Genomic DNA, 20022 nt, shown 5'->3' with positions numbered 1-20022 from the left:
AAAAATAATTGGAGGTTTTAGATATGAAAGGTACAGTAGTAGCTACATGGCTTAAAACGTGTAGGAAGTTGTACGACGACTCAACTGTGGACAAGGCTATGATTTCTGTGGGGTGGAAGCCTGAAAAAATATTTACACCTACTGAAAATGTAGAAGACAGTCAAATAATGAAAGCAATAGAAACCGTTGCCAGCAGTAAAAATATTTTAGTTAAAGATTTATGGAGAAGCATTGGGAGGGACAATATTCTTGCCTTTCATAGAGATTTTCCAGCGTTCTTTAAGCAAGAAAATTTATATTCATTTTTTAAATCACTTTTTGATATTCATGTAGTTATGACTAAGAAATTTGCAGGTGCAAAGCCTCCTTTGGTAGATATAAAACCTATAAGCAGCAGAGAAGCTGTCTTTAGCTATAACTCAAAAAGAGGAATGTTTGATTATTGCATGGGATTAATAGAGGGCAGTGCAGAATTTTTTAATGAAAATATAGAATTGGAAGAACTTGAAAGAACACCAGATAGCATGAAACTTAAAATTAAATTTGACAAAGATATATATTTTAAAAAGAAATATTTATTCAATAGTATACTTTCTTTAGGATTCATAAAAAATATATCTGGCAAAATAGGAATTTTTACTTTTATAGTATCCACATTATCTTTGCTTGCAATTGTCGGAACAGGAAATATCATAAAAGTATTTGCTGGTTCAGTCATCGCTTCTTTAGCAGCAGTTTTATCCTCTTTGCTTTTAAATAGACCAGCTAAGATGATATCTGAAGAGATGAATAGAATTATTAAAAATGAATACATGGTGGATAGTGACATAGTTACTAAGGATGAGCTTGAAAGAATCTTCAAGCTTATAAATGACCATAAAAAAGTTATTAAATCTGATTTTATAGGATTTAAAGGTGTAACTGATGAAATGAACACTTTTGTACAAACTATAAATGAAATAGGCAAGGATATGAGTACTACATCTAATGAAATTGCTGGAGTAGTGGAACAAATGGCTGATGGAGCTGTTGAGCAGGCAGAAAATACTGGCGAGGCAGTGGCAAAGCTTAACAAAAACATAGAAGCACTAAAATCAATAGTGGACAATGAAAATAGAAATAAAAATGAACTTGAAGCTGCAATGTCTAAGATTAATGATAGCTATTCTGGAGTTGATACCGCAAGTAACAACATAGTAAGTACTATGGAAAAATTTGAATTGGTTAAAGAAAAAGGAAATGAACTAGAAGAAAAAGCTGGAGATATTAAGAGCATAGTAGGAATAGTTCATGGCATTTCTGAACAGACTAATCTTTTAGCACTTAATGCATCCATTGAAGCTGCACGAGCAGGAGAGATGGGGAAAGGCTTTGCTGTTGTTGCAGAATCCATAAGAAAATTAGCTGAACAGTCTAATGAAGCAGTAGGAGATATAAATAAAAACTTAGAACAGTTTGTTAGTGAAATAAAATCTTTAGTTGAAAGTATTGCTTCTCAGTATGATGTATTAAATCTTGAAACTAAAAACCTTGAGAATGTAAGAAATATAAGCTTTGAAGCAAATAAATCAATTAAGTCTGTAGCTGCATCAACTATAGAAACTATAAATGACTTAAATAGAGAATCTGAATACATTTCAGCAGTATATGATAAAATAGAATCGCTTGCAGCAATTGCCGAAGAAAATTCTGCGGCAACAGAAGAAGTAAGCGCAAGTATAGTTAATTATACAAATGATACAAAGAAACTTATAGATAACATAGAAGAGTTCCAAAAGATAACCGAAACCTTCAAATCAGATTTAGGTAAATTTAAGATATAGTATTACTTCAATTTTGGCTCTGTTTTAAGTCAGTGTAAAATCAACACTGATTTAAAACAGAGCATTTATTACTTTTAATCTAATTAACCCCATCCAAATTAAAGCTGGGAATGAATACTTTTGATTGAGTTCCTTCGTCTTGAATAAATCCATTCTTTACGCCTAAATTTAATGCGTAATCTATTAATGCATCATAGTGCTCAGGTTTTAAAGTTTTATTTATTTCAGGATATAATTTACAGTTTTCCATTGGAGTGTATTGATTCATTATACTTATATATATCTCATCTTTAAAGGTGTTATATAGAAAATCTATTATTTTTTTAGAGTCAAATAGCAAACCTGGAAGCATCAAGTGCCTTACAATCACACCTTTTTTTATAAGTCCGTTTTCAAACTTTGGACTTCCAACCTGATTAACCATTTCTTTTATTGCCTCGGAAGCTTTTAAAAAATAATCAGGAGCCTTTGAATATTTAGTAGAATACTTACTACTGTAATATTTTAAATCAGGGAGATAAACATCTATTGTTCCTTTAAGCAGCTTAATAGTTTCAATATTCTCATATCCGCTGCAATTATATAATATAGGAATAAATAAGCCGCTTGCTTTGGACATGTTTACAGCAGCAACTATCTGAGGAACATAATGAGTAGGCGTCACCAAATTTATGTTATTAGCTCCAGAAGCTTGAAGCTCAAGGAATATATCCGATAGTCTTTCAATGGAAATTTCTGTACCAGCACTTTCTTCACTTATCTCATAATTTTGGCAAAACACACATCTTAAATTGCAGTTAGAAAAAAATACTGTACCTGAGCCTTTTTTTCCAGAAATACAGGGTTCTTCCCAATGATGCAGAGCAGCCCTGGCAACCTTAAGCTTATAGGATGCTTTGCAGTAACCTTTTTTTCCAGCTAGTCTATTTACACCACAGTTTCGTGGGCACAAATTACAATTTTCTAAAGTGCTTCCTTTAAGCAAAATTAAATCATCCATAGTCTTAATCCCCTTATACATTTACAAATAATCTGCTGTTTATTATATTACTTATGTATTTTTTGTTCAAGTGTAAATGCATGCTTACCTTAAAGCATAGACAAAAAAATTAAAAATTTTTTAGATAAAAAAAGGTGCATTGTATTAAAAACAGCAAGCTTATGATACCGTAGCCTGGGTATAAAAAGCTTATAAGATTTGAAAAACCTATTTGCGAGATAGGCAGTGCAATTAATGCTACCAGAAAAATAGATTTCTTATATGAAAATTTAAATAAATTACTTTGGCTATTTGAGCTTTCAAGAGCTTTAGCTACGCTATATATATCAGAAATAACAGTAGAGAACATTTCCATCCAAATTATTATAAGAAGCAGTATTTGAATGGATTTTCCAAACCGGTTGGATATGTATAATAAGGGGATTTCATATTTGTATATATAGGGTACATTTAGGAGAAGCATAAAATTGATAGCTAGACATAATAAAGTCAGAACCACCGCGCCTAGTGTTACTCCGCTTATTAAAGTAAACTTATTTTTATATTCATGGCATAAAGGGACTATGACTCCTGAGCAGCTTAGCATATTAAAACCAGTATATAGTAAAGTAAAAAAGAACCAATAATTTTTTGATTTTGGAATTAAAACTAAAGTATAAATATTAAAGCTGTCTTTAGAGAATAATACATATAGAACAAAAATAATTGTGATTATTGTGACCAAGGAGGGAACTATAATGGAATTTACACTAACAAGACCTTTTGTATTTTGCATTAATACTACAATAGTAGGAATTAACATCACAAGAATACCAAGCCATTTAGAAACTCCAAAGTATTGGTTTATGAGAGCACCACTGCCAGCAAGTATTATTGCACAGCCGCTTATTAAAAAAAATCCTGTTATATAGTCTATAGCTTCACCTAGTATGCCTGGACTAATTAACCTTATAAATTCAGTATAGGATTTTAAATCATATTTAAGTGAAATTTTTATAAACATAGAACATAAAAATATGTACAATAATCCACAAATTAATATTCCAATAAAGCTTATATATCCATAGCAGGTAAAAAATTGTGAGATTTCTTTACCTGAGGCTAGTCCGGCTCCAACTATGGTACCTATAAAAACTGAGCTTACTTGTAGCATTTGCCATAATTTGTTCATAGAATTAATACCTCCTAAAATATCCCTATATTTAAATATATAGTGGTAATAAAGATTTTATAAATTAATTTTTAATTTTGTGAAAAAATATAATTAGTTTTTAAATAAAGAATTGAAGAAAGTTGGAGGTGGTTTGACTTGAAAAAATTTATTTCAGCAATATTACTTTTAATACTATGCTTAGGAACAGCAGGCTGTAAGTCAGAAAAATCTGAACAAAGCCAATCTGGAAGTCAAGAAAATTTTGATATAAAAATAGCAGCTAATATATTAGATTCATACATGAAGGTTATTCAGAGCGGAGACGAAAAAAGCGCTGAAAAGTTTTACGGAGATGAGTTGGCTAAAAATAAAATAACATCATCTAACACAGATTTGAAAATACAGGGCTATAAGACGGAGGAAATAAATGAAGTAGGAAAGAGCGGAGTGTTCAAAGTTAAAGTTGTAAAATCTGTTTCCAATAAACCGTTAACTTTACTTGATGATTATAATATAAAAATTGAAAGTGTAAAAAATGAATATAAGATTACTAATATAGAAAGCAACAATAATAAAGAAGCTTTTGTGGAAGATAATGCTATAAGGTTAAGAAGTAAAAATGAAGTAAAAAATAATTTGGTCATGGATTTGGGAGGACTGCCAAAATACGCTTATCCAAGTGAGGATATGGCAAAACTTAATAAGGTACTTGTACCAAAGGATAGATTTGGAATGATGTGCTTTGATTATTCAGGTGAGAAGATTGCCATAACTACCAATGCCGGTGATAACTATCTAGGAGTGATTAAAATAGATGAAAGTATGTCTCAGTCCGGGCAGGGAGGAAGTTCTGGAGGAGGAGGTAGTGCTGGAGGAAGCTCAGGGTCCTCTGGAGGATCTGCAGTAAATATAAAGGAACCTCCTATTGGCAAGGAGATAGTCTCTCTAGATATTATTAAAAATTCATCAATTGATTTAATGAATTTTTCTTTAGAAGAAAAAAGTATAGTGGTTCAATTTAAAAATAGCAGTAAGGCCACTGCAATAAGATTATATGATGCTGATACTGGAGAAATAAGTGATTATGACTTTGAAAAAAATTTTTCATCAGATAAATTCGATGTATTATTCTCCTCCTTCGATAAAGAAGTGCTGAATTTTGAAGTAAAAGATAGAGGAAATGCCGGTAAAGGAAATGCAGATAAGATTGGTAAATGGCAGCTTAGCTTAAAAGAAATGAAGGCTAAAAAAATATAGATATATTTTATTATCACTCTGTGTTGTGATAAAATGAATTATATTGACTCTGTTTTAAATCAATATCGATTTCTATACTGATTTAAAACACATTCATTATCTAATCAGACATGGAGTGATAATTTGAAACAGTGGGGAGATAAAAGATATTATAGTTTAAATTATTTTTTAAGGGAAAAGTTTGGAGAAAAAATATTTAAAATATCTCTGGATGCAGGTTTTTCATGTCCCAATAGAGATGGCAAAATCAGCAGGGGAGGCTGCATATTTTGCAGTGAAAGAGGTTCAGGAGACTTTGCAGGCTGCAGAGATTTTTCTATAACTAAGCAATTTCAAGATATAAAAGTCATGATGAATAAAAAGTGGAAGGAAGGAAAATATATATCTTATTTTCAAGCCTATACTAACACTTATGCAAATGTGAGCATACTTAGAAAAAAATATGAAGAGGCTATAAAGCAGGAAAACGTAGTTGGGCTTGCTATAGCTACAAGACCAGATTGCATAAGCGATGAAATCATAGAACTTTTAAAGGAATTGCAGAAAAAAGTATATATATGGATAGAGCTTGGACTTCAAACAGTAAATGATGAGGTAGCAAATATAATTAATAGAGGATACAAATTAGAAGTGTTTGAAAAAACACTGAGCAGGTTGAGAAAAGCAAACATAGATGTGGTTGTGCATACTATATTCGGACTTCCTAATGAAGAGAAAAAAGATATGCTTAATACAGTGAAATACTTATCAGAGCGCGATATTCAAGGAATCAAATTTCACTTGCTGCATGTGATGAAAGACACACCACTAGAGAACTTTTATGATTCTGGAAGGCTTAAACTTATGAGCATGGAGGATTATATAGCTACAATATGTGATGCCATAAAGCTTTTAAGGGAAGACATAGTTGTGCATAGGCTCACTGGAGATTCTCCAAGAGCGCTGTTAGTAGGACCGGAATGGAGTCTTAAAAAGTGGGAAGTGCTTAATTCAATAGATAAACGATTGTCTGAAAACAACTGGTATCAAGGTTTGGATTTTCATACAAATTAATATTGAGAGTTTTGTGATTTTTACGTATAGATAAAACCATTACATAGCGTTAAAATTAAGATAGTAAAAATAATGAATTCGGGGTGAATATAATGGCAAATTTATCATTAAGACATATTTATAAAGTATATACTGGTAATGTAACTGCTGTAAAGGACTTCAATCTTGAAATAGAGGACAAGGAGTTCGTAGTATTCGTTGGACCATCTGGCTGTGGTAAGTCAACTACTCTAAGAATGATAGCTGGACTAGAAGAAATATCACAAGGTGAACTTTATATAGGAGATAAGCTAGTTAATGATGTAGCTCCTAAAGACAGAGATATCGCCATGGTTTTCCAGAACTACGCTTTGTATCCACATATGAGTGTTTATGATAACATGGCATTCGGACTTAAGCTTAGAAAAATACCTAAAGATGAAATCGATAAGAAGGTAAAAGAAGCTGCTAGAGTACTTGATATAGAGCATCTTTTAGACAGAAAGCCAAAAGCTCTTTCTGGTGGACAGAGACAAAGAGTTGCGCTCGGAAGAGCTATAGTAAGAGAACCAAAGGTATTCTTACTTGACGAACCTTTATCAAACTTGGATGCTAAGTTGAGAGCTCAGATGAGAACTGAGATATCAAAACTTCATAAGAAATTATTAACTACTTTCATATATGTTACACATGACCAGACAGAAGCTATGACAATGGGTAGCAGAATAGTTGTTATGAAAGATGGACTTGTTCAGCAGGTAGATACTCCACAGTATATATATGATCATCCAGCAAACATATTCGTAGCAGGATTCATAGGAAGCCCACAGATGAACTTCCTTGATGCAAAGCTAGCTGAAGTAAACGGAAAAGTTTCAGTTACATTTGGAGAAGACGTTATTCCTCTTCCAGATGATAAAGCAGCTGCACTTAAGGAAAAAGGATATGTAGGAAAAGATATAATAATGGGTATCAGACCTGAAAACATAGATGAAGCTGTAGGCAGTGAAAGCGTACTTGTAGAAGCAACTGTTGAAGTAACTGAATTAATGGGTGCAGAAACTTATATTTATCTACAAAAAGGTAAAGGAAATTTAGTTGCTAGAGTTAATGGTACTTCAAAGGCTAAACCAGGAGATAAGCTTAAAATAACTTTAGATGCTACAAAGATTCATGTTTTTGATAAAGAAACTGAAATAACAGTTATTTAGTAGCTTATAAAGCATAGATTTAAATTTAATTTCTAGAAATTTATAATCATAATAACAGCAAGGAGTAACGATTTTTGTCGTTGTTTCTTGCTGTTAATATTATAGCGCATTTTTCAAAAACTTGGTATAATTTATATGTATTATAAAAACTGTATGATTTTTATGATGTTGTAGTATTAATTATTTATTTTGTTTGTAAATTAACAGCATTGGAGAGAATAGCAATGTATAATTTTAAAAATTATTTACAAGATTTAAGTGAAAATAGTGGTATAATTTTTGATCTAATAGGTGAAGATGGAACGATTTATTTTGGCAATAATTCATCCGATAGAGGAAATAGTATTTCTTTGCGTGTAAAATTAGGAAAAAGTAAAGCAGATGTTATCTTAGATAAGAAATATGAGCTCTGTATACCTATTTTAAAGTACTCCATTGAAAATAAATATAAAGAGCTATTTTCATTGAGAGAGCAGTCCCTAATAGATATACTAGAAGGCAAAGAAGTAGGCATAACAGGATTAGACAGAAACCTTCCTTTTATACCAAATGGCTGTGTGCTTTTTCTTGTTAACGTGGATGGAAGCAAGTATGAAGCACTAAATATTATTAAACAGCTGTATAATGAACAAGATATAGTAAGTATAATATATGGAGATAATATTATTATACTTGGAAAGTTTGAAGAGATTATAGAACATGCAAACAGTATAAAGGAATCAATAGTATCGGATTTATATTGCAAATGCTATGTGAGCTTTTCTGAAGTAGCTTATAGCGCTGAAGGAATAAAGAAAGCTTACGAAGATGCAAAGGAATGCATGGTTTTAGGAAAAAAATTTGGCATAAAAGGCGAAATATATGACTATAATAATATGATTTTCGAAAAGCTTGTTTACAATATTAATGAAAGAGTGAAGACAGAGCTCTTTGAAGAATTTAAAGAGAAGTTTGGCGTATTTGATAATGAAATGATAAATACCATAGAAGAATTTGTAAGCAGCGGTTTAAACATAAGCGACGCTTCTAGAAAATTATATATTCATAGAAATACATTAATATATAGACTGGATAAAATAAACAAGGACACAGGATATGACATAAGAAATTTTAAACAAGCCACTATATTTATAATAGCCTTTTTAGTATGGAAGGAAAAAAGATAATATGAACGCTGATATAATTATATCTGCAGATGATATAAAGGAAAGCAAAATTCGGGATAAGGTAGTTATTGTGATTGATATGCTTAGAGCTACTTCTGTTATAACTACTGCCTTTATGAATGGCTGCAAAAATGTAATACCTGTACTTACAGTAGAAAGGGCTTTAGAAATAGCAAAAGATAAAAAGGGATGCATATTGGGCGGAGAAAGAAAGGCTGTTAAAATAGAAGGCTTTGATTGCTCTAACTCGCCTTTAGAATACACTTCTGATATAATTAAAAATAAAGAACTTATCATGACTACCACTAATGGAACAAGAGCTATAAATGAATGCAAAGCTGCTCATAAAATTTTAATCGGTTGTTTATTAAATGCCAAGGCTTGCTCAGAAGCAGCATCGAAATATGACAGGGATGTAGTCATAGTGAATGCTGGAACCTATGGACAATTTTCTATGGATGATTTTATCTGCAGCGGATATATCATAGAGTGCATGACAAAACAAGAAAAAATAAAATTAACGGACATAGCTTTTACTGCAAAGCACATATATAAGCAGCATGAAGATATATTAAGCTTTATAAAGGATGCTAACCATTTTAATGTAATTAAATCCCTGGGACTTGAGGAGGATTTAAATTACTGTATTCAAAAGGATATAACTGACGTGGTGCCTTACTTGCAAGGGGAAATAATATTAAGTGATTAAGGTAGGAATATAATATGGGTATATCAATTATTTTTTTGATTATTTATTTAGCTGTAATAGTTGGTGCAGTATATTTTGTAATCAAGATTGCAGTGAAACACGCAATAGACGAGTCTATGGAAGATTTACAAAGAAGCCTATATCATGTATTAAAGCAAATTGATACTGAGAAAGAGTGGAATAAAAATAATACTAAGTGAGAATGCTATAGCATGAGGTGATGATAATATGAAGGTTATCAGCAGCATGCTATTTTTTATTATGCTTATAAGCAATCAATTCAGCAATCATAGAACCTATGAGTTTTCTTTAGGTAAGCAAAAGTATAGCATAGAATTACCTAGAGGATTAGAAATTAGTAATGATAATAGAGCAGAGCGAGCCGTTAAATTCACCTTAAAGGGTAAGGATATACTATATTTAGAGAAAATAAGTTCCTTGCATAATCACTGCGAAATAATAGAGTGCTGGAATATAGAGGGGATGGATGGCATAGGAAAAGCCTATGTATTAAAATGCACTTTACCGGCATCGGAGGAGAGCAATAAATGCTGGTATCAGATTGCAGGAAGTTTGGCTCTAAAAGGAGATAAACTACATGTATATATGAATACAGAAGAAAAGGATATAGCAGCAAGTATAGGTGCGTTTGAAGAAATACTGAAGAGTATTAAACTTGCATAGTATTGCTTGCTTTAAAGGATTTATAATTTGCAATTAAAAAAAGTGGCCTGTGCCACTTTTTATATAACCTGGAATATATAGAACTTTAAATAATAGGATTCATCTGAAGTCCATAAAATAGGATGATCAGGGGCCTGAGTTTTAAATTCCACCTGTCTTAATGTCCTTCTAGCATCGTGAGCTGCATCTGCTATAGTTTTTGAAAAAAGCTCAGGAGTCATAAAATGTGAGCAGGAGGCAGTTACTAAATAGCCGCCGGATCTTACCATTTTAAGACCTCTTAAATTTATCTCCTTATAACCTCTTATGGCTCCCTTAACTGCATCTCTGGATTTAGTAAAGGCCGGAGGATCCAGAATAACTACATCAAATTGTCTATCTTCCTTAGACCAGCGCGGAAGTACGTCGAAGGCATTGTGACATTCAAATTTAGCAATGTCTGATAAGCCATTTAACTCCGCATTCTTTGTAGCGAAATCAACTGCATGTTGAGATACATCTATTCCTAGGACGCTTTTTGCTCCTGAAATGGCAGCATTTAAAGCAAAGGAACCAGTGTGAGTAAAGCAATCTAATACCTCTGCATCCTTGCATATTTTATGTATGGCTTTTCTATTTTCCTTCTGATCCAAAAAGAAACCTGTCTTCTGTCCCTTTTCTATATCCACATAGTATTTAACTCCATTTTCTACTATTTGAACCATAGTATCGAAAGGTTCTGTCAGAAAACCAGTTTTAAGCTCCATGCCTTCAAGCTCCCTAACATTTGCATCACTTCTCTCATATACTCCTTTGGCAGCATACTCTTTTACAAGAATATCTACAATGATGGATTTATATCTATCTATGCCAAGTGCCAGAGACTGAATAACATAATAATCCTCAAATTTATCTATTATTATACCTGGAAGAAAATCTGCTTCTCCAAATATAAAACGGCAGCTGGAGGTATCTATAACCTTTTTTCTATAATCCCAGGCAGCCTTTAATCTTTTCTTAAAAAATTCTTCATCGATTTCTTCATTTATATCACGAGTCATTATTCTTATAGCTATCTTAGATGCATCGTTAATATAGCCCTTTCCTATAAATTCGTTTCTGAAATTATAGATTTCTACTATATCTCCGTTAACGTAGTCACCATCATATTGCTCTATTTCATCAGTATATATCCAATTGTGTCCGTTCTCTGCTTTCTTTCCTTTACCCTTATATAGATAGAACTTTGCAGCCATGTAAAATAGACCTCCTCAAAATATGTATATCTTTATATTTAGTATTAAATTACATATTTCCTCAATATGCAAAATATCCATTTATAAATCATATCTATTGTATTACATAATTTATAAATATTCTATAACAATTTTAGATAAAATATACTTTGACATGGGGGACTTGCTTGCTTTAAAATATAAATCAGATTGTGTAATTAAAGTGAAAAATTATAGATGTTATGGGAGATGGATATGAGTATATTAACAGTTAAAAATATAAGCTATGGTTTTGGAGACAGGGCTATTTTTGAAGATGTTTCCTTTAGACTTCTTAAGGGTGAGCATGTTGGTCTTATAGGTGCCAACGGGGAAGGTAAATCCACCTTCATGAATATGATAACTGGCAAGCTGACTCCAGATGAAGGCAAGATTGAATGGGCAAGCAGAGTGAGAGTTGGCTATATGGATCAGCACACTCAATTAGAAAAAGGAAAAACCGTAAGAGATGTGCTAAGGGATGCTTTTAAATATCTTTATGATTTAGAAGAGGAAATGCTTAAGATAACTGATAAGATGGCAGAGGCTTCCGAGACTGAGCTTGAAAAGCTTCTAGAAGATATGGGAACAATACAGGATATACTTGATAACAGCGGCTTTTATGTGATAGATATAAAAATAGAAGAGGTGGCTTCAGGTCTTGGCATAAAGGATATAGGACTTGATAAAGATGTGGATGATCTAAGCGGGGGACAAAGAACAAAAATTCTTTTGGCTAAGCTGCTTTTAGAAAATCCAGATATTCTTCTTTTGGATGAGCCTACTAACTATTTAGATGAAAAGCATGTGGAATGGCTAAAAAGATTTCTTCAAAACTATGATAATGCATTTATATTAATATCTCACGACATACCATTTTTAAATAGTGTTATCAATCTTATATACCATGTAGAGAATAAAAAGCTTAATAGATATGTAGGAGACTATAATAATTTTGAAAAGCAATATGAAGCTACAAGAAAGCAGGTAGAGGCAGCTTACGAAAGACAGCAGCAGGAGATAGCAAAGCTTGAAGATTTCATAGCTAGAAACAAAGCTAGAGTTGCTACTACCAATATGGCTAAATCCCGACAAAAGGTTTTAGATAAAATGGAAAGAATAGAGCTTCCAAAGGATAGAATAAAACCTGAGTTTAACTTTAAGGAAGCTAGAACTTCAGGAAAGGTAATATTTGAAACTAAAGATTTAGTTATAGGCTATGATAAGCCTCTTACTAATTCATTAAATTTGAGAATGGAAAGAGGACAAAAAGTAGCTTTAGTAGGAGCTAACGGTATAGGAAAGACTACACTTTTGAAAAGCTTGATGGGAATTATTAAACCAATTTCCGGTGAAGTGGAAAAAGGCGATTATCAATATGTAGGCTATTTCCAACAAGAGATAAAGCAAGCTAATTACAATACCTGTATAGAAGAGCTATGGCAGGAGTTCCCTTCCTTTACTCAGTATGAAGTAAGAGCAGCTCTTGCAAAATGCGGACTTACTACAAAGCACATAGAAAGCAAGATGCTTGTGCTAAGTGGAGGGGAGCAGGCTAAGGTTAGACTATGTAAGCTCATAAATAAAGAAACCAATATATTGATACTAGACGAGCCTACTAACCATTTAGATGTGGATGCTAAAGATGAGCTTAAAAGAGCTATAAGAGAATATAAGGGAAGTGTGCTTTTAGTATGCCATGAACCTGAATTTTATCAGGATGTAGTAACAGACATATGGAACTGCGAAGGCTTCAGACTTAATAGCTGATGAAAAAAACGTGGCGTAAAGCCACGTTTTTGTTATACTAGGGATCTGTTTGCTATTTCAGACTTTATCTTTGAAATTATTTCATCCAAATTGGAACTGCCTTCTTCTCCGTTTTCTCTGCTTCTTATAGATACAGTACCCTCAGACTCTTCCTTTTCACCTACAATAAATAGGTAAGGAACTCTTTCATTACGTCCTTCTCTGATCTTGTAACCTATTTTTTCAGCTCTGTAGTCAGTTTCAACTCTTATGCCTTCAGCTTTAAGCTGATCTTCTACCTTTTTTGCATAATCATAGAATTTATCTGAAATAGGTAATATTTTAACCTGAGTAGGTGCAAGCCAAGTTGGGAACTTGCCTTCAAAATGTTCAGTTAATATTCCTATAAATCTTTCTATGCTTCCTAAAATTGCACGATGTATAACTATAGGCTGATGTTTTTCTCCATCCTTGCCTACATAAGTAAGCTCAAATCTTTGAGGAAGCTGGAAGTCAAGCTGTATAGTTCCGCATTGCCACTGTCTGCCTATACTGTCTACAAGGTGGAAATCTATCTTAGGACCGTAGAAAGCACCGTCTCCAGGGTTTATCTTATAAGGCACACCGCTGGCATCTAAAGCTCCCTTAAGAGAACTTTCAGCATTTTGCCAATCCTCATCACTGCCCATGGAATCCTCAGGTCTAGTAGATAATTCCACAGTATATTTAAAACCGAAGCGAGTGTAGATTTCATTGATTAAATTCATTACACCAATTACTTCATCCTTTATTTGATCTGGCAGTATGAATATATGAGCATCATCTTGAGTGAACGCTCTAACTCTCATAAGTCCATGAAGAGCACCAGAAAGCTCATGTCTGTGAACCTTACCCATTTCAGCCATTCTAATAGGGAATTCTCTATAGGAATGTATTTCATTTTTGTATACAAGCATACAGCCAGGGCAGTTCATTGGTTTTACTGCATAATCTTCTTCGTCAATTTGAAGGGTATACATGTTTTCTTTATAATGATACCAATGACCGGAAGTTTCCCAAAGCTTTTTGTTTAATATTAGAGGAGTTTCAATCTCTACATAATCATATTTCTTGTGAAGCTCTCTCCAGTATTTTGCTAGTTCATTTTTTAAGGTTACTCCCTTTGGAAGGAAGAAAGGAAATCCAGGACCTTCGTCCATAAGAGCAAAGAGCTTTAATTCTTTACCAAGCTTTCTATGATCTCTCTTTTTAGCTTCCTCTAATCTTTGCAAATATTCATCCAAAAGCTTTTTCTGAGGAAATGAAGTTCCATATATTCTTTGAAGAGTTTTATTATTGCTGTCTCCTCTCCAATAGGCTCCTGCAACACTCATTAATTTAACAGCTTTCACATACTTAGTTGACGGAATATGAGGTCCGGCACATAAATCTGTAAATTCACCCTGCTTGTAGAAGGAAAGAACAGCATCTTCTGGTAAATCATTTATAAGCTCAACCTTGTAATCTTCATTTTTTTCCTTCATGAACTTTAGGGCTTCTTCTCTGGAAAGTTCAAATCTCTCTACTTTTAAATCTTCTTTTACTATTTTCATCATTTCCTGCTCAATTTTATCAAAATCTTCAGCAGTAAATACATGTTCACATTCTATATCATAATAGAATCCATTTTCTATAGCAGGACCTATAGCGAGTTTAGCGGATGGATATAATCTTTTAATAGCCTGAGCTAATATATGAGATGTAGTATGCCTTAGGGCATCTTTACCTTTTTCGTCCTCAAAAGTAAGGATGTTCACTTGGTCTCCGTCTTTTAAAGTGTAGGTTAAATCAACTACCTTCCCATTAACTTCTGCAGCTAAGGCATCCTTAGCCAGCTTATTACCAAGCTTTTCAGCAAGGCTAAAAGCTGAAGAGTTATCTTCTATTTCTTTTTCCACTTCATTTTTTAGCAATACTTTAATCATTTTTATCATCCTTTCATATTATGAATTTAAATTGTTCTCTTTAAGCATAAACGAGTTTTTGCAATAAAAAAAACAGACATAGCCCCATGCTGGGACGAATGTCTGCTATCCGCGGTTCCACCCAAATTGAAAATAAATTCCTCTTTGACATATATAACGGCATTACCGGTGGTATTTTACCATTGAGGCTACTAAACCACAGCTAGTGGGTAGTTTTCTCACAAGATTGATGGATAAGCTTTCAGCTGGTAACAAATCCTCTCTTTAATCAATGACCTTGTAATACTGTTCCACATCATTGCTAAACTTATTTTTACTAAATTGTAGTTCAATTAATAAAAGCTGTCAATAGAAAAATTTTGTGAATTATTAATAAAAATATGATACAATTGTTTTTGAAGACGTATAATATAATTTCAAGAACAATTTAAGGAAGTGTTACAATGCTAAGATTAAATAGAAATGACCTATGCTGGTGCGGCAGCGGTAAGAAATATAAAAAATGTCACATGGAGGAAGACATGAAATTATATCAGTATGAAGAAAAGGGATTTTTGATTCCTCATCCTAAGTCATTAAAGACTCCTGAAGAAATAGAAAAAATAAAAAAGAGCGCTGTAGTTACAAAAGGAATACTGGATATGGTAGGAGAAAAAATAAAGGAAGGGGTCACTACAGAAGAGATAAATACCTGGGTACATGAGTATACAATATCCCATGGTGCTATCCCAGCAACTCTTAATTATCAAGGGTTCCCTAAGAGCGTATGTACCTCTATAAATAATGTGGTTTGCCATGGTATACCAGATCCAAATACCGTATTAAAGAGCGGAGATATTGTCAATATAGATGTAACAAGTATAGTAGACGGATACTATTCAGATGCCAGCAGAATGTATAAGATTGGTGAGGTCAGTGAAACGGCTTCAAAGATTGTTGATGTAGCAAAGGAATGCCTTTATAAGGGTATAGAAGCAGCTAAGCCTTATGGAGCACTTTTAGATATAGGAAGAGCTATAGAACCTTATGCTAAGGAAAATGGATTTTCTGTAGTAAGAGATTACGGTGGTCATGGTCTAGGAAGAAAATTTCATGAAGATCCCCATGTAGATCATTATGCTAGATATGGCAAAGGTATGCTATTGGCACCAGGTCTTGTATTTACAATTGAACCTATGATAAATGAAGGAACCTATAACGTAAAGGTTCTAGATGACGACTGGACAGTTGTAACTAGAGACGGCGGACTATCAGCACAGTGGGAACACACAGTAGTAATGACTGAAAATGGGTTGGAGATAATAGTTTAGTATGCATAAAAAATGCTGAATAAGATTTATATTATAAGTCTTGTTCAGCATTTTTATTTTTCATTTTGTTTTACTGTGATGAACTAGCTGCTTCGTCAACTACAAATTTAATATTAGAATCTTTCATCCAGCCCTTGATATAGCTGTTATTAATTTGTAAAGACACTAGATACCAGGTAGTATTTAATATCTCTGCGCAGTCTGTTATAGATACTCTTACTGGTTTTACGCATTGAAATACTATAGGCGCATTTTCTAGAGGACTAAGGTATATATAACAATTTTCTGTGGTATATCCATTAGGGTATCGAGGAAGAGAATAAGCTATATTAACTGTTGAAAAATAATTTGCCTGTTTATTGCTCTTACTCCTCAGGGTTTCATTTTGTTTGGTAAGCAGCATTACAGTTCTCTTTTGAGTCTCCATTCGCTGGGTAAAAAATATATATTCGCCTGCAGCAGCGATGACTGCCAATAAAAAGAGAATAAGCAATAAGTCCATCTCCTACAATACAGATTTATTACTATTGTATTTATTAGGATAGAAAAATATGATGAAAAATAAAACATATACATAAAAATATTAATGATAATAGAGGAAGGCTAATTATTAAACTTAGGCTGTAATAGCATTTACAGCTTCACTCATAACCTTGCCAAAAGAATCATTAATGACTAAATCTGCTTTTGAATCTGCAGAAGTAGCACTTTTATTTATAAGTATAAGATTTTTGCCATTAAAATAATTTATAAGCCCAGCAGCAGGGTAAACCACAAGAGAAGTTCCGCCGATAATCAGTGTATCAGCTTTAGCAATTGCTTTTACAGCTCCATTAATAACCTCTTCATCTAAATTCTCTTCATAAAGCACCACGTCTGGCTTGATGGTTCCGCCACATTTAGTACAAGTTGGAACCTCTTTAGCGGATAAAATAAAGTCTGAATCATAAAATGCATGACATTTAACGCAATAATTTCTATGAACAGAGCCATGAAGCTCGAAGACATTTTTACTTCCTGCCAGCTGATGAAGTCCGTCTATATTTTGAGTTATTATAGCCTTTAATTTTCCCATTCCTTCAAGTTTGGCTAAAGCTAAGTGCCCACCATTAGGTGTGGCATTAGGGTATATGAGCTTTGATTTATAAAATTTATAAAATTCTTCTGGATATCTAACATAAAATGAATGGGATACTAATTGCTCTGGAGAGAAAGTAATATTCAATTTTTCATTAAACAATCCTTTTGAACTCCTGAAATCTGGAATTCCTGATTCAGTACTAATGCCCGCACCTCCAAAAAAGACTATATTGCTGCTGTCTTTTAAAATCTGAGTTAATTTTTCTATTTCACCACTCATGAAATCATCTCCCAATATTTAATGGTTTGGCTGTGTTTTAAAAGAATGTTGATAAAGGCGTTTTTCGTCTAGCATGGTTTCTTTCAGAACCCATGTAAGTAACTCTAAGGGCCGCTTTGTTATAATTGGCTACCAATTTTATTGCGCCATCCATGGCGCTAAAATTGCTTTGCCCGTCCTGGGCAAAATTACGCTAATTATAATTCACAATTCCTAAGAGTTTCTAGAACTCCAAAGATAATATCCCCCACTTTTTAAACATAGCCTACCGCACTAAAGGAATGTTTTAACTCAGTGTAAAAATCAACACTGAGCTAAACAGAACCAATGGTTTTATTATGGCACAAATAATAAAAAATGAAAACATCAAGATAGCTAGTTATCGCGATATCAAGATTTCTAGTTTCATCTTGGACTTTAATCTTTTTTAATTGGCAATGTAAATATTATTATGATACTATATTGATGTAAAAAGTTATAAATATGAATGATTTTACCATTAAGATTAAATATTGAAATAAGAAAGGGTGATTAGATTATTATGAAAACAGAAAAATTTTTTACTAATAATTTGGAGGGAAAAGAGAAGTAACCCTCCAAGAAAAATTGAGGAGGATTAAATGGAGTTTATAAAGGTAGATTCAAATTATGTGAGTGAAGCAGTTGCATTAGCTATGACGGAATATGATAGAGAATGCACAAAATGTGGACAATTAATAAAAAGTAATTATAAAGAAAAATTACAAGAGTTAATTGAAAATCTTTTTCAAGCCAAATATGGCATAATGGCACTTGAAAAAGGAAAATTAATAGGATATTTGTGCTTTTATGGACCATGGGATGGCTTTTTCGGTGAAGTAAAGGGAGCTTTTTCACCTCTGGGTGGAAGCGCATTTACTGGGAATGATAGAAACAAGATGGCTTCATTATTATTTGAAAAAGTATCAGAAGAATTAATAAAAGATGAAATATGTAGTATGGCCATATGTATATATGCCCATGATGAAGAAATTGCAAAGTCATTTGTTATGAATGGATTTGGAATCCGATGTAGTGACGCAATAAGAGATTTGAAGGTTAATACGTATATGCATATGAAATTTGATAATATTTCCTTTTCAGAATTAGAGAGAGGTAAATATAGGGACATCAGATTATTAAAAGTAGAGTTAGCAAAACATTTAAGCAAAGGACCTATTTTTTTACTAACTCGTATAAGTACAATTGAGGAATGGCTTAATAATGATGAAAGGCGAATCTTTGTTGCCAAAGAAAATAATGAAATTATTGGCTATATTGAAGTTGGCGATGAAGGTGAAAATTTTATTACTGAGAATAAATCCATGAGAAGCATATGCGGTGCCTATTTTATGAAAGAATATCGCAATAATGAAATTGCTGCAAATTTATTGAATTATATATGTGAAGTACTTAAGTCAGAAGGTATATGTCATTTAGGCGTAGATTGTGAAACCTTAAACCCCAATGCGTTAAGATTTTGGGGAAAATATTTTCAGAATTACACGTACAGCTTTCATAGAAGGATTGATGAAAGAATTATAGGATACAGTAAGTACTTAGATAGAATATAGTTTTATAATAAGAGTACTGCGAAATGAAGAAAGTTTTAGATGATCGTGAAAATTAATATTTGATTTTTAACCGAGACAGGTATTTACAAGAAGTTAAGGCTTTGGAGCGAAGACCTGTCCCGGTGTTTTCTGAAACAGATTTTCTTTTAAGACTGAAGAAGGGAATAACTTCTCTTCTTTAAAAGCTAATTAGTTCAGTACTCTTCGGGACAGTCAATAACCCTAGATACTGCATAAGGTGATTGACTGTCCCGTTTCAAAAACGTAGAATTTTCAGCAAATCTTTATAAACCCAACCTGGTGTATCAATATGTTAAAAATGGCGAAAAAGATAGAAAAAGAAAGTATAAAGAGATTAGTTAAAATATATAAACTATAATAAATATGGAGAATATATTAAACCGTGATACTATATCTAAGTCGCAACTGACAAGTATAAAAATTCAAAAGTAGAAAATACTAAATCAATAAAAAAACTTGAAAAAAATTGTTGACAGATTATCGGTAAAATGATAATATATAAAAGCTGTATGAATGCAGCAAGGTCTTTGAAAATTGAACAGAAGGAAAAATATCAATTCTTTGATATAAAGTAAATCCAGCGAATCTCGAAAGAGATTAGTACAATTAGTAATGAGCAATTCAAACTTTTTAAATTGAGAGTTTGATCCTGGCTCAGGACGAACGCTGGCGGCGTGCCTAACACATGCAAGTCGAGCGAGGAACTTCGGTTCCTAGCGGCGGACGGGTGAGTAACAC

Annotated in this window: 17 protein-coding genes, 1 rRNA gene and 1 pseudogene; 12 read left to right on the top strand and 7 right to left on the bottom strand. The window is 32.8% G+C overall.

The annotated features are described in order from the left end of the window. Positions 1-23 precede the first annotated feature (23 nt). Entirely contained in the window at positions 24-1823 is a 1800-nt protein-coding gene (locus IAI10_RS08785) for a heme NO-binding domain-containing protein (protein WP_315672933.1), read from the top strand. 79 nt (positions 1824-1902) lie between these two features. Here IAI10_RS08785 and IAI10_RS08780 read toward each other — a convergent pair whose 3' ends face one another. Beyond that, entirely contained in the window at positions 1903-2823 is a 921-nt protein-coding gene (locus IAI10_RS08780) for a radical SAM protein (protein ID WP_315672932.1), read from the bottom strand. Between the two features lie 109 nt (positions 2824-2932). Further along, the gene (locus tag IAI10_RS08775; protein ID WP_315672931.1) at positions 2933-3994 is read right to left on the bottom strand and encodes a transporter; all 1062 of its coding nucleotides are present in this window, start codon (positions 3992-3994) and stop codon (positions 2933-2935) included. Between the two features lie 138 nt (positions 3995-4132). On the opposite strand from IAI10_RS08775, the gene IAI10_RS08770 reads away from it, so the two are divergent. The 7 genes from IAI10_RS08770 to IAI10_RS08740 all read left to right on the top strand — a co-directional run bounded on the left by IAI10_RS08770 (position 4133) and on the right by IAI10_RS08740 (position 10035). After that, positions 4133-5233, top strand: a complete 1101-nt coding sequence (locus IAI10_RS08770) for a hypothetical protein (RefSeq protein ID WP_315672930.1) — start codon at positions 4133-4135, stop codon at positions 5231-5233. A 123-nt stretch (positions 5234-5356) separates the two neighbouring features. After that, a complete protein-coding gene (locus IAI10_RS08765; protein ID WP_315672929.1) occupies positions 5357-6286 on the top strand; it encodes a TIGR01212 family radical SAM protein in 930 nt (309 codons plus the stop codon). 92 nt (positions 6287-6378) lie between these two features. Further along, complete coding sequence (locus IAI10_RS08760; protein ID WP_315672928.1) at positions 6379-7476, top strand: sn-glycerol-3-phosphate ABC transporter ATP-binding protein UgpC; 1098 nt, start codon at positions 6379-6381, stop codon at positions 7474-7476. A 224-nt stretch (positions 7477-7700) separates the two neighbouring features. Then, positions 7701-8642, top strand: coding sequence for a helix-turn-helix domain-containing protein (locus tag IAI10_RS08755; protein WP_315672927.1), 942 nt, complete (start codon positions 7701-7703; stop codon positions 8640-8642). 1 nt (position 8643) lies between these two features. Next, positions 8644-9351 (top strand): 2-phosphosulfolactate phosphatase family protein, encoded by a 708-nt coding sequence (locus IAI10_RS08750; protein WP_315672926.1) that lies wholly within the window; start codon positions 8644-8646, stop codon positions 9349-9351. A 14-nt stretch (positions 9352-9365) separates the two neighbouring features. Continuing rightward, the gene (locus tag IAI10_RS08745; protein ID WP_315672925.1) at positions 9366-9551 is read left to right on the top strand and encodes a hypothetical protein; all 186 of its coding nucleotides are present in this window, start codon (positions 9366-9368) and stop codon (positions 9549-9551) included. Positions 9552-9579: 28 nt separating this feature from the next. After that, a complete protein-coding gene (locus IAI10_RS08740) occupies positions 9580-10035 on the top strand; it encodes a hypothetical protein (RefSeq protein ID WP_315672924.1) in 456 nt (151 codons plus the stop codon). A 59-nt stretch (positions 10036-10094) separates the two neighbouring features. Here the strand turns inward: IAI10_RS08740 and IAI10_RS08735 are convergent, their stop codons facing one another. Beyond that, entirely contained in the window at positions 10095-11270 is a 1176-nt protein-coding gene (locus tag IAI10_RS08735) for a class I SAM-dependent rRNA methyltransferase (RefSeq protein WP_315672923.1), read from the bottom strand. Positions 11271-11504: 234 nt separating this feature from the next. Here IAI10_RS08735 and IAI10_RS08730 point away from each other — a divergent pair, with 234 nt between their 5' ends. Continuing rightward, positions 11505-13058, top strand: a complete 1554-nt coding sequence (locus IAI10_RS08730; RefSeq protein WP_315672922.1) for an ABC-F family ATP-binding cassette domain-containing protein — start codon at positions 11505-11507, stop codon at positions 13056-13058. Positions 13059-13090: 32 nt separating this feature from the next. Here IAI10_RS08730 and thrS read toward each other — a convergent pair whose 3' ends face one another. Continuing rightward, the gene (gene thrS, locus IAI10_RS08725) at positions 13091-15001 is read right to left on the bottom strand and encodes a threonine--tRNA ligase (protein WP_315672921.1); all 1911 of its coding nucleotides are present in this window, start codon (positions 14999-15001) and stop codon (positions 13091-13093) included. 427 nt (positions 15002-15428) lie between these two features. Beyond that, positions 15429-15485, bottom strand: coding sequence for a hypothetical protein (locus IAI10_RS24660; RefSeq protein WP_396334361.1), 57 nt, complete (start codon positions 15483-15485; stop codon positions 15429-15431). On the opposite strand from IAI10_RS24660, the pseudogene map reads away from it, so the two are divergent. Next, positions 15460-16311 (top strand): annotated as a pseudogene (map, locus tag IAI10_RS08720) (type I methionyl aminopeptidase); the annotation flags it as partial. The gene IAI10_RS24660 and the pseudogene map overlap by 26 nt on opposite strands. A 70-nt stretch (positions 16312-16381) precedes the next feature. Here map and IAI10_RS08715 read toward each other — a convergent pair. After that, positions 16382-16804: a hypothetical protein gene (locus IAI10_RS08715; RefSeq protein WP_315672919.1), complete on the bottom strand. Its 423-nt coding sequence runs from the start codon at positions 16802-16804 to the stop codon at positions 16382-16384. A 123-nt stretch (positions 16805-16927) separates the two neighbouring features. After that, on the bottom strand, positions 16928-17671 hold the full coding sequence (locus tag IAI10_RS08710) for an NAD-dependent protein deacylase (RefSeq protein WP_315672918.1): 744 nt from the start codon (positions 17669-17671) through the stop codon (positions 16928-16930). A gap of 620 nt (positions 17672-18291) precedes the next feature. Between IAI10_RS08710 and IAI10_RS08705 the strand changes: the two genes are divergently transcribed. Further along, on the top strand, positions 18292-19263 hold the full coding sequence (locus IAI10_RS08705) for a GNAT family N-acetyltransferase (RefSeq protein WP_315672917.1): 972 nt from the start codon (positions 18292-18294) through the stop codon (positions 19261-19263). A gap of 652 nt (positions 19264-19915) precedes the next feature. Then, positions 19916-20022: ribosomal RNA gene (locus IAI10_RS08700) — 16S ribosomal RNA — on the top strand; the annotation flags it as partial.

The sequence above is a fragment of the Clostridium sp. 19966 genome (genome assembly GCF_032335695.1).
GTDB lineage: Bacteria > Bacillota > Clostridia > Clostridiales > Clostridiaceae > JACTOJ01.
This window is presented reverse-complemented; position numbering and strand designations above follow the sequence as displayed.

Bases quoted from the DNA above. Each gene is read 5' to 3' on its own strand.
- IAI10_RS08750 (WP_315672926.1), top strand. From the start codon at position 8,644: ATGAACGCTGATATAATTATATCTGCAGATGATATAAAGGAAAGCAAA.
- IAI10_RS08730 (WP_315672922.1), top strand. From the start codon at position 11,505: ATGAGTATATTAACAGTTAAAAATATAAGCTATGGTTTTGGAGACAGG.
- IAI10_RS08755 (WP_315672927.1), top strand. From the start codon at position 7,701: ATGTATAATTTTAAAAATTATTTACAAGATTTAAGTGAAAATAGTGGT.
- IAI10_RS08780 (WP_315672932.1), bottom strand. From the start codon at position 2,823: ATGGATGATTTAATTTTGCTTAAAGGAAGCACTTTAGAAAATTGTAAT.
- IAI10_RS08710 (WP_315672918.1), bottom strand. From the start codon at position 17,671: ATGAGTGGTGAAATAGAAAAATTAACTCAGATTTTAAAAGACAGCAGC.
- IAI10_RS08745 (WP_315672925.1), top strand. From the start codon at position 9,366: ATGGGTATATCAATTATTTTTTTGATTATTTATTTAGCTGTAATAGTT.
- IAI10_RS08760 (WP_315672928.1), top strand. From the start codon at position 6,379: ATGGCAAATTTATCATTAAGACATATTTATAAAGTATATACTGGTAAT.
- IAI10_RS08785 (WP_315672933.1), top strand. From the start codon at position 24: ATGAAAGGTACAGTAGTAGCTACATGGCTTAAAACGTGTAGGAAGTTG.
- IAI10_RS08735 (WP_315672923.1), bottom strand. From the start codon at position 11,270: ATGGCTGCAAAGTTCTATCTATATAAGGGTAAAGGAAAGAAAGCAGAG.
- IAI10_RS08705 (WP_315672917.1), top strand. From the start codon at position 18,292: ATGGAGTTTATAAAGGTAGATTCAAATTATGTGAGTGAAGCAGTTGCA.
- IAI10_RS08740 (WP_315672924.1), top strand. From the start codon at position 9,580: ATGAAGGTTATCAGCAGCATGCTATTTTTTATTATGCTTATAAGCAAT.
- IAI10_RS08775 (WP_315672931.1), bottom strand. From the start codon at position 3,994: ATGAACAAATTATGGCAAATGCTACAAGTAAGCTCAGTTTTTATAGGT.
- thrS (WP_315672921.1), bottom strand. From the start codon at position 15,001: ATGATTAAAGTATTGCTAAAAAATGAAGTGGAAAAAGAAATAGAAGAT.